Source organism: Nocardioides epinepheli (genome assembly GCF_037936805.1).
In the GTDB taxonomy this organism is placed as follows: domain Bacteria; phylum Actinomycetota; class Actinomycetes; order Propionibacteriales; family Nocardioidaceae; genus Nocardioides.
On record NZ_JBBMMC010000025.1, the window covers coordinates 1 to 13,340 of the forward strand.

Consider the following 13,340-nt stretch of genomic DNA (forward strand, 5'->3'; position numbering starts at 1 on the left):
GATGCGCTTCCCCGCCGACCAGTCCGGCCAACCCACCGTCGTGGTCGACCCCGCCACCGACACCCCCGACCTGACCACCGGCCTGACCAGCGAGACCGTCGCCGACGAGCCCACCGCCTGGGAACGCGCCCGCGACCTGGCCGGCACCCCCTTCGACGTCGCCACCGGTCCCCTGGTCCGCTGGACCCTGCTCGCCTGGCCCAGCGCCACCGACGACACCACCGAGCACCTGCTCGTCGTCGTGGCCCACCACCTCATCACCGACGGCTGGTCCCTCGACCTCCTCGTGGGCGAGCTGACCCGCGCCTACCACGCTTCGGCGTCCGGCCTCGAGGCCGACCTGCCCGAGCTCCCCGTCGGCTACCGCGACTTCGCCCACTGGCAGCGCGAACGCCTCACCGGCGACCGGCTCGACCAGCATGTCGGCTTCTGGCGGGAGCGCCTGGCGGGTCTGGAGCCCCTCGACCTGCCCACCGACCATCCGCGGCCCCCCGTCCAGGAGTTCGGCGGCGCCGACCACCCGTTCGTCATCGACGCCGAACTCGCCGAGCGACTGCGCGACCTCGCGCGGAGCCATGGGGCCACGCTGTACATGGTGCTGCTCGCCGCGTTCGGGGTCGTGCTGGGCCGGTGGTCGCGGCAGGACGACGTCACGATCGGCTCACCGATCGCCGGACGGGTCTCGCCCGACGTCGAGGACCTGATCGGCATGTTCGTCAACCTGCTGACGATGCGGGTGCGCCTGGACGGCGACCCGAGCTTCGCCGATCTGCTGCGCGCCACGCGGGAGGAGGTCCTGGGCGCCTTCGACCACCAGGAGCTGCCCTTCGAGCAGCTCGTCGGTGAGCTGGATCTGCCCCGTGACGTGTCTCGCTCACCGCTCTTCCAGGCGGTCCTGACGCTGCAGAACTTCTCGCGGCGTGCGGCGTCGCACTCCTCGGCGGACCTGGAGGTCACCTGGGGTCCGGTCGCCACTCCCGCCACCCGGTTCGACCTGGAGGCCCAGCTCGTCGAGGTCGAGGACGGTCTGGTCGGGACCCTCACCTACTCCACCGCGCTGTTCGACGAGGAGACGATCGCCCGCCTGGCCGGCCACTGGCTCACGGTGCTCGAGGCCGTCGCCGACGACCCGGCGCAGCCGTTGGCCCGGATCCCCCTGGTGGGCGACGCCGAGCGCGCCTTCCTCCTCGGTCCCTGCAACCCGGCCGGGCCGGTGGCGCCCCCCGACGTCACGGACGACACGACGCTCCCCCGGCTCGTGCTCGCCCAGATCCGGCGCACCCCGGAGGCGGTCGCGCTCCGGGCCGGCGGCACGTCGATCACCTACGGCGAGCTGGGACGTCGTGCCGCCGCGGTCGCCACGGGCCTGCGAGGACGCGGAGTCGGCCCGGACGTGCTGGTCGGCATCGCGTGCGAGCGCTCCATCGAGCTGGTGGTCGGAGTGCTCGGGATCCACCTGGCCGGCGGCGCGTACGTCCCGCTGGACCCCGAGTACCCCGAGGAGCGGCTGCGCTTCATGGCCGAGGACGCCGGCTTCGCCGTGATCCTCACCCAGCGCGCCCTGCTCGACTCGCTGCCCCTCCCCGACGGCGTCACCGCGCTGGCTCTCGACGACGCCGCGCAGTGGCCCACCGACGAAGCCGTGGAGGCGATCGACCCGGCCGGCCACGGCCTGCGGGCCCGCCACGCCGCCTATGCGATCTACACCTCCGGGTCCACCGGACGCCCGAAGGGCGTCCTGAACGAGCACGCCGCCGTGGTGAACCGGCTGCGCTGGATGCAGGACACCTACCGACTCACCGGCGACGACGTCGTGATCCAGAAGACGCCGACGAGCTTCGACGTGTCGGTGTGGGAGCTGCTCTGGCCGATCATGACCGGAGCCACGATGGTGCTCGCCGACCCGGGCGGACACAAGGATCCGGCCTACCTGCGCGAGCTCATCGTCTCCGAGGGCATCACCGTGGCGCACTTCGTGCCCTCGATGCTGCGCGTCTTCCTCGACGAGCCCGGCGCGCACGAGTGCACCTCGCTGCGCGCGGTCGTCACCAGCGGTGAGGAGCTGCCCGTCTCGGTATCGGCGCGATTCCTCCAAGCGCTCCCCGGCACCGAGCTGCACAATCTCTACGGGCCGACCGAGGCCGCGATCGACGTGAGCCACTGGCCGGTGGCGGCGGCCGAGCTCGAGGGCGAGATCCGCGTGCCCATCGGCCGGCCGATCGACAACATCAGCCTGCACGTCGTCGACGAGCGCACCGAGCTGGTGCCGGTGGGGATACCCGGGGAGCTGGTGATCGGCGGGATCGGCGTCGCCCGGGGCTACCTGGGCCGTTTCGGGCTCAGCGCCGACCGGTTCGTCCCCGATCCGTACGGCCCTCCCGGCTCGCGTCTGTACCGCACCGGCGACCTGGTGCGCCGCCGTCCCGATGGCAGCCTGGACTTCCTGGGCCGTCTCGACGACCAGGTCAAGCTGCGCGGCCAGCGCATCGAGCTGGGCGAGATCCAGGCGGTCCTGCGCGAGGATCCGTCGTGCACGGACGCGGTGGTCGTCGTACGGGAGGACTCCCCCGGCGACCAACGGCTGGTGGCCTACGTGGTGCCCTCGGGAGAGGCCACCGCCGACGAGCTCGACCTGGTGGCACTCAAGGAACTCGCGAAGCGCCGCCTGCCCGAGTACATGCGGCCGCAGGCCATCGTCCCGCTCGACGCGCTGCCGCTCTCCAGCAACGGCAAGCTCGACCGGCGGGCTCTTCCGGCACCCACGTATGCCAGCACTGCAGCCGAGTACTCCGAGCCGGCCACCGACCACGAGCGTCTGGTGGCCCGGATCTGGTCGGAGGTGCTGGACCTCGACCGGGTCGGGCGCGACGACGACTTCTTCGACCTCGGCGGGCACTCGCTCCTGGCCACCCAGGTCGCCACCCGCCTGCGCACCGAGCTGGCGGGCACCGGCGTCGAGATCTCGGTCGTCGACCTGTTCCAGGCACGGACGCTGCGCGAGCTCGCCGCCCTCATGGACGCCGGCGATCGCGGGCCCCGCGGCCTCCTGGTCGAGCTCACCCCGAAGATCGCACCGGCCAAGCGAGTCCGCTCCTACGTGTGCGTGCCCTACGGCGGCGGCAGCGCGGTCGTATACCAGCCCCTGGCCGATGCACTCCCGGCCGGCCACAGCCTCTACGCGGTCTCGATCCCCGGCCACGACGTCGGACTGTCGGAGGAGTCGCTGGGCTTCGAGGGTCTCGTCGAGCGCTGCCTGGAGGAGGTCATGGAGACCGTCGAGGGCCCGCTGGTGCTCTACGGGCACTGCGGGGTCGGCGGCGCCGCGACGATCGAGCTGGCCCGGCGGCTGGAGGCGTCCGGGCGCGAGGTCGAGGCGGTCTACATCGGCGCCATCTTCCCCTTCGCCAAGCCCAAGGGCCTGTTCTCGCTGATCGCGAAGGTCCAGGACCTGGCCACCAACACCGGATCGATCAACCGGCTGAAGTCGCAGGGCGTCGACATGGACGAGATCGACCCGGCCCAGGCCGATCGGATCATCTCCGCGATGCGCTCCGACGCCCGCCAGGCCGAGGCCCACTTCACCTCGCTCCTCGAGGCCGACGTCGACCATCTCGCCGCTCCGGTGATCTCCGTCGTCGGCGACCGCGACCCGGCCACGGAGTACTTCGAGGAGCGCTACGAGGAGTGGCACTTCGTCGCCGACCGGGCCACGGTCGTCCTGCTGCACGAAGCCGGGCACTTCTTCCTCAAGTACCGCGCGGAGGAGCTCGCGAAGATCGTCACCGAGATCCATCCGGCCGTGGAGCGCGGCACCGTCGAGCAGGAGCACGGGCTGGATGCTCGCGGGACGTCGGCGACCTGGTCGGTGCGCGGGACCAGCGACCGACGTCCCGGCGCGCCGGTGCGGCCGAGGACCACCGACGCGACCCTCGGCCGCTTCCTGACCGTGGTCCTGGCCCAGCTCATCTCGATGCTCGGCTCCACCCTCACCTCGTGGGCGATCCCGGTGTGGATCTTCCTCGAGACCGGGTCGGTCCTCGACTTCGGTCTGCTCTGGGTCGTGTCGATGGTGCCCGGCCTCCTGGTCGCGCCGCTCGCGGGGGCGGTGGTGGACCGGGTCGACCGAAGACGGGTGATGCTCGTGGCCGGTGTGTGTGCCGCGGCGTCGCAGGGTCTGGTCGGCCTTCTCGTGTGGGCTGACGCAGTTCAGGTCTGGCACATGTACGTCTTCGCCGTGGTGCTCTCGGTCGTGCTGACCTTCCAGCGGCTCGCCTACACCGCGGCGGTCCCACAGCTGGTGCCCAAGCGCTACCTCGGCTACGCCAACGGCGTCCTGCAGCTGGGCAACGGGCTCGCCCGGGTGACCATGCCGATCCTGGCCGCCGGACTGATGGCCGCGATCGGTCTCGGGGGCATCCTCCTCATCGACGTCGTCTCCTACGCCGTGGCGCTCTCGGTGCTCGCCTCGGTCCGCTTCCCGAACGCGATGGGATGGGTCCGCCGCGAGAGTCTCGGAGCCGAGATCCGCGAAGGCTTCCGGTACTCCTGGCAGGTCAGCGGCCTGCGACACCTGCTCGTCTACAGCGCGATCATCAACATCTTCCTCGGCGCCCTCCTGGTGATGGCCGTGCCGCTGGTGTTGTCCTTCGGCGACCTTCGCGATGTCGGAGTGGTCTCCGCCATCGACGCGGGCGGCCTCGTCCTCGGTGGACTGCTGCTGTCGATCTGGGGCGGGCCACGCCAGCGTCGCGTGCTCGGCTTCCTCTGGGCGGCGGTGCTGATGGGGGCGTTCGCGATCGTCACCGGCCTCGACGCGTCGGTTCCGGTCGTGGCGATCGGCGTCAGCGGCACCGCACTCGGCCTCGCCATCCACCAGGGCATCGGCGCCACGATCATCCAGGTCAAGGTCCCCCAACGCTTCCACGGCCGGATCTTCGCGATCAACCAGATGCTGGCCTGGTCCACCCTGCCCATCGCCTTCGGCGTGGTCGCGCCGTTCGTCTCGACGTACTTCGAGACGCTGCTCACCGACGACGGCGCACTGGCCGGCTCGGTGGGCGCCGTGATCGGCACCGGCGAGGGACGCGGGATCGCGTTGCTCTACGTGGTCTTCGGGATCGCCATCGTCGCGGTGTCGCTCGCCGCGATGTGCATCCGCAGGTTCGCCCGCTTCGACCTCGACACCCCCGACGCGGAGGCCGACGACCTCGTCGGCGCCCGCGAGGCGCGGGAGACCGCACCGGAGCTCGCCGCGGCACACGGCGGGCACCGGACCTGACCGGCGCGATTCAGTACCGTCGTGCCTGCCCTGCCCGACCACGTAGGAGGAGGACCCGCTCGTGTCGATGGTGTTGTGCGTGCTCTATCCCGACCCCCAGGCGGGCTATCCCCCGTCCTATCCGCGCGACGGCATCCCCGACGTGTGGTGGGACCTCGGTGGTCGACCGGCGCCCCGGCCCACCGGAGACCTCGGCTTCACTCCCGGCGAGCTGGTCGGCTGCGTCTCGGGTGAGCTCGGGCTGCGCTCCTACGTGGAGGGCCTCGGCCACACGCTCGTGGTGACCAGCGACAAGGACCGCGACGGATCGGAGTTCGAGCGACTCCTCCCCGAGGCCGAGGTGGTGATCTCCCAACCGTTCTGGCCCGCCTATCTCACCGCCGAGCGACTCGACGCGGCAGCCAACCTCAAGCTCGCCCTCACCGCCGGGATCGGATCCGATCACGTCGACCTCTCCGCCGCCGCACAGGCCGGCGTGACGGTCGCCGAGGTCACCGGCTCCAACAGCACGAGCGTGGCCGAGCACGTGGTCATGATGATCCTGGCCCAGGTGCGCAACTACCTGCCCTCCCACCAGATCTCCACCGCCGGAGTGTGGAACATCGCCGACTGCGTCGAACGAGGCTACGACGTCGCGGGCATGTCCTACGGCGCCATCGGCGCCGGTCGGATCGGACGGGCCGTGCTCCGCCGGCTCCAGGGGTTCGACCTCGACCTGCACTACTCCCAGCGCCATCGGCTGCCCGCCGAGGTCGAGGGCGACCTGGGGCTCACCTACCACGAGGACCCGCGCGCGATGGCGACCCGGATGGACATCGTGAGCCTCCAGCTGCCCCTGTACCCCTCGACCAGGAGCCTGCTGGACGCCTCGGTGCTCGCGGGCATGAAGCGCGGCGCCTACCTGATCAACTGCGGGCGAGCCGAGCTCGTCGACCAGGACGCGGTCACCGCGGCCGTGCGTGAGGGTCACCTCGGCGGCTACGCCGGCGACGTCTGGTTCCCCGAGCCGGCGCCGATGGAGCACCCCTGGCGCACCATGCGCTTCAACGGAATGACCCCGCACATCGCCGGGACCTCCCTCTCGGCGCAGGCGCGCTACGCGGCGGGCACCCTGGAGATCCTGCAGTGCTACTTCGAGGGACGGCCGATCGATCCGGAGTACCTGATCGTGGAGGGCGGCGGCCTCGCGGGCACCGGCGCGAAGGCCTACGAGCTCGACTAGTCGAGCCGAGCCGGTCCAAGCCCAGTGCCGGCCGGTTCTGGGCAGTCGAGAAAGTTCAGCGGAAGGAATCCCATGAAGGCGGTCACCCTCACCGAGTACGGCGCCACCCCTCAGGTCGACGACCGGCCCACCCCGAAGATCGCCCCGGATGCGGTGCTGGTGCGCACGCGATACGCCGGAGTGAACCCGGTGGACTGGAAGGTCGCCGGCGGCGGACTGGACGCGCTGCTCTACACCTACTTCCCCCTCACCCCCGGCTGGGACGTCGCCGGCGTGGTCGAACAGGTCGGCGTCGCGGTCACCGAGTACGCACCGGGCGACGAGGTGATCGCCTATGACCGCATGGACACCGTGCAGCACGGCACCTACGCCGAGCTGGTACCGGTGCCGGTGCGCGCCCTGGCACGCAAGCCTCGATCACTGTCGTGGGCGCAGGCCGGTGGCCTCCCGCTGGCCGGGCTCACCGCCTACCAGACCTCGCAGGTGGTCGAGGTGAGCAAGGGCGACACGGTGCTGATCAGCAATGCCGGCGGCGGAGTCGGCACCTTCGCCGTCCAGATCTGCGTCGCCGCGGGTGCGCGGGTGATCGGCACCGCGAGCCCCGCGAAGTCCGACTACCTCCGCTCGCTCGGCGCCGAACCCGTCGCGTACGGCGACGGCCTGCTGGGAAGCGTGCGCGCACTCGCCCCCGACGGCGTCGACGCCGCACTGGACTACTACGGCGGGACCGCGCTCGCCGACCTCTTCGAGCTCACGAGAAGTCCTGCGCGGGTGGCCTCGATCGCCGACGCCGCGGTGCGCGAGCGCGGCGGACACTACGTCTTCGTCCGCCCCGATCACGCGGGCCTGACCGCCCTCGGCGACCTCGCCGACGCCGGTCACCTGACGGTGCACGTGGAGCGCGAGTTCACCCTCGAGGAGGTCGCCGAGGCGTGGACCGCCAGCCGCGAGGGACACACCACCGGCAAGATCGTGCTCCGGGTGGAATAGGGCGTGTCCGGCACTACAGGCCGACGCCGAGGACCAACGGGACCAGCGTGTACAGCAGGACGAACAGCAGGATCAGGCTGATGACGTTCAGCCAGACGCCGGCCCTGACCATCGCGCGGATCGGGAACTCTCCGGAGGCGAAGGCCACCGAGTTCGACGGCGTCGCGACCGGCAGCATGTAGGCCGAGCTCACGGCCACCGTGACCGCGACCGTCATCAGGAGGGGATCCATCCCGGCCCCGACCGCGACCGCACCCATCACCGGCAGGAACGCGGCAGCGGTGGCGACGTTGGAGGTCAGCTCGGTCAACGCGAGCAGGACGACGGCGACGACGAGGATCAGGACCACCGGGGACGCATCGCCCACGTTCGCGACGCTCTCCCCGATCCAGTCGCTCAGACCGGTCGCGGTGAACTGCGCGGAGAGGGTGAGGCCGCTGCCGATGAGGATCAGGACACCCCACGGCACGTCCTTGGTGTCGGACCAGTCCAGCAGCGTGCGGCCCTTGCCCTCGGCGGCCGACGCGGAGGCGGGAAGCACCAGCATCAGGATCGCCGCGAGCACCGCGACCGAGGTGTCGTTGATCCGCGCCACCCAGGGCATCGCCGACTCCACCGCGTCGATGTCCGCGATGAAGGGCAGCACGAGCCAGCAGAAGATGGCGCCGCCGAAGACCCAGATGACCCGCTTCTCCTCGGTGCTGAGTGGACCGAGCTCGTCGAGCTGCTCGCGGATCAGCGCTCGCCCGCGAGGGATCTCGTCCACCTCGGAGCGGTAGACGAGCTTGGTGAGCACCAGCCAGGCCAAGGTGAGCATCACGATGCCGAAGGGCACGCCGACCAGCATCCACTGCCCGAACCCGAGTGTGATCCCGTGCGACTCCTCCAGGTAGCCCCGCATCAACGGCATGGTCGGCTGGCCGATCAGGGTCGCCATCGAACCGATCGTGACGGCGTACGCGACCCCGAGCAGCATCGACGCGGTGAGCTTCTTGGTTGAGACGTCGGGGTGCAGCGAGCGGATGAGGTTCAGGATCGACACCGCGATCGGCACCATGATCACCGCGGTGGCCGTGTTCGACACCCACATCGAGATGAAGGCGCTGGCGATCATCAGGCCGAGCACGATCCGGTCGGGGCGGGTTCCGACCGCCAGGATCGTCATCAACGCGATGCGTCGGTGCAGATCCCACTTCTGGGTCGCCAGGCCGAGGAGGACACCGCCGAGGATCAAGAAGATCACCGAGCCGGCGTAGGGCTGCGCGATCACGTTCACGTCCGCGACGCCGAAGGTCGGCAGGAGAACCAGCGGGAGCAGCGAGGTGGCCGGGAGCGGGATCGCCTCCGTCATCCACCAGAACGCCATCCACAGCGTGACCGCGGCGACGGCCTTGGCACTGCCGTTGAGGTCGGCGGGCAGGAGCAGATAGCAGGCCACCGCGAGGACCGGGCCCAGCGCGATGGTTACGATCCGGCCGATACGCGGCCTTCCGGTGGGCGCCGAGCCGACCACCTCTGACTCCTGCTGAGTAGCGGTCACGATCGGTCCTCTCCCGAGACGGCGTGGGGGTGGCCACCGCTTCACAGACCGCGGCGACCCCCACACGCTAGGGGTGCCCGCTCATATTCTCCAATACCTGATTCACGCCGATTGAGACGAAGTCACACCTAATCGACTAGCCGCCAGTACGCCGCCGAGCGCAGGCACTCGTGGCGCGCGTTCCCGCGAGTCGGCGGACCGCCGGCCGCTGCCGACTCTGTCCGTCCCGCCGTGGTTCAGCTCCGGAAGTCGAAGACCAGTCGGGCCGGCACCGCACCGGCAAGGACCTCCTCGAAGCAGGTGTTCACATCCTCCAGGCGCCGGGTCTCGGTGACCACGCGGGTCAACCCGCGAGCGTGCAGATCGAACACGGTCGCCAGATCGCTACGTGTGCCGACGAGCGAGCCGATCACCGAGATGCCCTTCAACACGGTCTCGAAGACCGGCAGCTCGAGCCTGTTGTCGGCCGGCAGCCCCACCAGCACGAGCCGACCGTTGGGGTTCAACGCAGCGTGTGCGGCGCGCATGGCGGCAGGAGACGGAACCGTCACCAGGGCGACGTCGACACCGCCGGCCACCCCCAGCGCGCCGTCCTCGGCTTCGGCTGCGTCGACGACGTGGTCGGCACCGAGCGACGACGCCAGCTCGAGCTTGTCGGCGTGCACGTCGACCGCGACGGTGCGTGATCCGAAGATCCGGGCGTACTGCAGACCGAGGTGACCGAGACCGCCGATGCCGACCACCATGCAGGTCTCGCCGGGCTGCGGCCGGGCGACCTTGAGCGCCTTGTACGTCGTGACGCCCGCGCAGGTCAGCGGGGAGGCGTCGATCGGCTCGACGCCGTCGGGCACGGGGACGACGTGGCTGGCCCAGGCAACGGCGTACTCGGCATAGCTGCCATCCATCGTGTAGCCCATATAGGAAGGGCTCAGGCAGTAGGTCTCCCAACCGTCGACGCAATAGCGGCAGTGGCCGCAGGCGTGGCCCAGCCACGGGAGCGCGACGCGCTGCCCGAGACCGACCGGGAGGTCGCCCGAGCCGACAGCCTCGACGATGCCGACGCCCTCGTGCCCCGGAATCAGCTGGTCCTTGGGCGTGACCGGCCACTCGCCCCGAGCCGCGTGAATATCGGTGTGGCACAGGCCGCTGGTCTCGATGCGGACCAGCACCTGGCCGGGGCCCGGGTCGGGGATCGGCACGTCCCGGATCTCCAACGGCGCACCGAGTGCGGGGACGACGGCAGCCAACATGTCGACCTCCTAGGTCACGATGGTCGCGGCTCTGCCACCGCGTGGAGGCGAGTTGCCTCCACTGCGATGCTTGTCGCCGGCCCACGGAGTAGGCAGGGGCAAAGGTCCCGATTCACCCGGGCCGGTCCGCGGGCACGCAGCGGCGCACCCGCGGTAACGGTCAGGACACCGGCACGGCTCGCGTGGCGGCGAGCCTCTCGACCCGCGACAGCAGGCCGTCTGTGGCGTCGGCGTCGAATCCGATCGTCGACTGCGCGAGGCGCTCGGTGCCCCGCGTGAGGTCCTCGACGGCGCCGAGCGCGGCCAGCGCGGCGTCCATCTGCGGGACGGTCTGCTGAAGGTCTGCAGCGGCCATCTCGCGCCACCGGTTCAGCAGCAGACGGGTCCGAGCGATCTCCTCGTCGGCGACCACGATCTGGTCGTGGAGCGCGACGGCGGCCTCGCTGTCGCGACCGAGGTCTTCGTTCGCACGACGCAGGCCGTCACGCAAGGCCGCAGCCAGGGACTCCAGGGCGTGGTCGGTCGTGGCCTCGTCCTCCAGGCCGTCGATCACACCGAGCACGAACTGGCCCATCGCCTCGGACTGCAGCTGGGCCAGGGCGACGCTGAACCGGAGCTCGGCGCGCAGGTCACGCATCCGCAGCACGCTCTCCTGCACGGCGTTCAGGGACTCCGCCACGCGCTCGCAGCGCGCGGCGAGCTTGGGCGCGGTGAGCGCGAGGGCCGGGGTGCGGTCCCGCACGGCCTCGATCTCGGCGCTCATCCGACCGATGGTCGCGGCCAGGTCGTCGAGGGTGTCGCGCGCCCGGGCGACGTCGACGACCAGCTCGTCGGCGAGGCCGTGACCCGCGGTGAGCTCCAGCCCGAGTCCAGCCACGTTGCGGGCGACGTCACCCACCAGGTCGAGGAGGAGGCCGAACTTGCCGGTGGCGCCGGGGCGCGGCGGCAGTCCCTGGCTCTGGGAGGTCCGGGCTGCGACCTCGGCCGGCAGCGCCTGACGGATGAACTCCTCGTAGGTCTCGAACCCGAACGGGGCCAGCCCCTCCACCAGCCGCACCGACCCGTGCTCGGCAGCCTCGGCGCGCCGGACGCCGGCGTTCCGCTCCTCCTGCTCCCCCTGGAGCACGGCGGCGTAGAGGTCGTCGGCCACGCGCTGCAGGCGCGGCGCACTCGGCCGCGACCGGACCGAGAGGTAGCCGTCACCGAGCGGCGTCATCGTCGCGAAGGTCCAGTAGGTGCTCCCGTCGCCGGCCAGGTTCTTCACATAGGCGCAGGTCGGCTTGCCCGCCTGGAGCATGTCCCACACGATCCGGAACGCCGCCCCCGGCATCTCGGGGTGACGAACGACGTTGTGCGGGTGACCGACGAGCGCGTCGATGGGCAACCGGGCCAGGTCGGTGAACACCTGGTTGGCCTGGGTGATGATGCCGCGGCCGTCGGTGGTGGAGAAGAACAGCTGGTCGACGCCGACCTCGTGCATTGCTCCGGTGGGCTGAACTGACATGGTGCTCCTTCGAGGGCGATGTGGTCGGGGTGCTCGGGCTCTTACCTAGGTCATCGGTCACTGGGACTTGAGCCTGAGGGAGTGTGGCGACTCTCACCTCCACACGAGGGAGCCCGCAGACGGACCTCCGGCGGCGTGACGGCCGCGGCGCAGCACTCCAAGACACGCTCGCCGCACGCGCGAGGTGCTCGACCCGAGCGCCTCCGTGGGCCATTCTGGCCTGGTGACTGGGTTTCGGGGGCTGCTCGGGTTGGCGCTGTTGATCGCGATCGCGTTCGCGGTGTCGAAACACCGTCGCGGCATCTCCTGGCGCACCGTCGGGGTGGCGCTGGCCCTGCAGGCCGGCTTCGCGGTGCTGGTCCTGCGTTGGGGACCGGGCGAGCGCGCGCTGAAGTGGGTCTCCGAGGGAGTGGAGAAGCTCATCGGCTACGCGGGCGAGGGCACTGCGTTCGTGTTCGGTCCGCTGCTCGACGTCGGCGAGCCCGGCCAGACCATCTTCGCGCTCCAGGTGCTGCCGGTGATCATCTTCCTCGGCGCACTCATCGGGCTCCTCTTCTACCTGCGCGTCATCCAATGGGCGACGTTCTTCATCGGCGGGGCACTCTCCAAGCTCCTCGGCGTCTCCAAGATCGAGTCGATGTATGCCAGCACGGTGATCTTCCTCGGTCAGAGCGAGGCGCCGCTGATGATCGCCCCGTACCTCAAACGCTTGCGGACCGGACAGCTGTTCACCGTGATGGCCTGCGGCTTCGCCGCCGCGGCCGGCTCCACGCTGGTGGGCTACTCGTTGCTCGGGGCACCGCTGGAGTACCTGCTGGCGGCAACGGTGATGAACGCCCCCGCAGCGCTGTTGATGGCCAAGATCATGTGGCCCGACACAGCTCCTGCCACCGAGGAGGACGAGGCCGCCGAGGACACCGACGAGATCGACGTGCGCTCAGTGCGCGACGAGGAGTCACGCAACGTCATCGACGCGATCGGCAGGGGTGCCTTGGCCGGCGGTCAGATCGCGGTCACCGTCGGCGCCCTGCTGATCGCCTTCGTCGCCGCGATCGCGCTGGCCAACGGCATCCTGAGCGGCGTCGGCGGATGGTTCGGCCACGACGACCTGACCTTCCAGCAGATCGTCGGCTGGGTGGTCTCCCCGCTGGCGTGGCTGCTCGGCGTGCCGTGGTCCGAAGCCGTCGACGCCGGATCGTGGATCGGCCAGAAGACGGTCCTCAACGAGTTCGTGGCCTTCGGCGAGTTCGGGCCGGTGGCCGACAGCCTGTCCCCCGTGACGGTCGCGGTGGTCACCTTCGCCCTGGCCGGGTTCGCCAACCTCGCCTCGATCGCCATCCAGATCGGCACGATCGGCTCCCTGGTGCCGGAGCGGCGCTCCGACGTCGCCGCTCTCGGGATGAGGGCCCTGCTCGCCGGTGCCATGGCGAACCTGGCGAACGCCGCCATCGCGGGTGTGGTAATCAGCTTCTAGTGGCGCGTGTCGGAAGTTGTTGGCCGGTTGGCGTCTTCAGGGTGGGTGCATCGGGGTGCCGGGGATCCGTAGTCATACCGGG

At 70.6% G+C, this 13,340-nt stretch carries 7 protein-coding genes; 4 read left to right on the top strand and 3 right to left on the bottom strand.

Annotated features, from left to right (window positions below; all coding sequences use genetic code 11):
* The 3 genes from WMR31_RS21795 to WMR31_RS21805 all read left to right on the top strand — a co-directional run.
* Positions 1-5,278 (top strand): non-ribosomal peptide synthetase (locus tag WMR31_RS21795; protein ID WP_340541044.1); only part of this gene is annotated, 5,278 nt, incomplete at its 5' end.
* 67 nt (positions 5,279-5,345) lie between these two features.
* Positions 5,346-6,500: an NAD-dependent formate dehydrogenase gene (locus WMR31_RS21800; RefSeq protein WP_340541073.1), complete on the top strand. Its 1,155-nt coding sequence runs from the start codon at positions 5,346-5,348 to the stop codon at positions 6,498-6,500.
* 72 nt (positions 6,501-6,572) lie between these two features.
* Entirely contained in the window at positions 6,573-7,490 is a 918-nt protein-coding gene (locus WMR31_RS21805) for an NADP-dependent oxidoreductase (protein WP_340541045.1), read from the top strand.
* Positions 7,491-7,503: 13 nt separating this feature from the next.
* Here the strand turns inward: WMR31_RS21805 and WMR31_RS21810 are convergent, their stop codons facing one another.
* The 3 genes from WMR31_RS21810 to WMR31_RS21820 all read right to left on the bottom strand — a co-directional run bounded on the left by WMR31_RS21810 (position 7,504) and on the right by WMR31_RS21820 (position 11,784).
* A complete protein-coding gene (locus tag WMR31_RS21810; protein ID WP_340541046.1) occupies positions 7,504-9,030 on the bottom strand; it encodes an SLC13 family permease in 1,527 nt (508 codons plus the stop codon).
* A gap of 236 nt (positions 9,031-9,266) precedes the next feature.
* Positions 9,267-10,280 (bottom strand): zinc-dependent alcohol dehydrogenase, encoded by a 1,014-nt coding sequence (locus tag WMR31_RS21815; RefSeq protein ID WP_340541047.1) that lies wholly within the window; start codon positions 10,278-10,280, stop codon positions 9,267-9,269.
* Positions 10,281-10,440: 160 nt separating this feature from the next.
* Positions 10,441-11,784 (bottom strand): hypothetical protein, encoded by a 1,344-nt coding sequence (locus WMR31_RS21820; protein WP_340541048.1) that lies wholly within the window; start codon positions 11,782-11,784, stop codon positions 10,441-10,443.
* A 223-nt stretch (positions 11,785-12,007) separates the two neighbouring features.
* Here WMR31_RS21820 and WMR31_RS21825 point away from each other — a divergent pair, with 223 nt between their 5' ends.
* Complete coding sequence (locus WMR31_RS21825; RefSeq protein ID WP_340541049.1) at positions 12,008-13,258, top strand: NupC/NupG family nucleoside CNT transporter; 1,251 nt, start codon at positions 12,008-12,010, stop codon at positions 13,256-13,258.
* Positions 13,259-13,340 lie beyond the last annotated feature (82 nt).

Excerpts from the sequence above, each read along its gene's own strand:
- WMR31_RS21800 (WP_340541073.1), top strand. The coding sequence starts at position 5,346 with ATGGTGTTGTGCGTGCTCTATCCCGACCCCCAGGCGGGCTATCCCCCG.
- WMR31_RS21805 (WP_340541045.1), top strand. The coding sequence starts at position 6,573 with ATGAAGGCGGTCACCCTCACCGAGTACGGCGCCACCCCTCAGGTCGAC.
- WMR31_RS21815 (WP_340541047.1), bottom strand. The coding sequence starts at position 10,280 with ATGTTGGCTGCCGTCGTCCCCGCACTCGGTGCGCCGTTGGAGATCCGG.
- WMR31_RS21820 (WP_340541048.1), bottom strand. The coding sequence starts at position 11,784 with ATGTCAGTTCAGCCCACCGGAGCAATGCACGAGGTCGGCGTCGACCAG.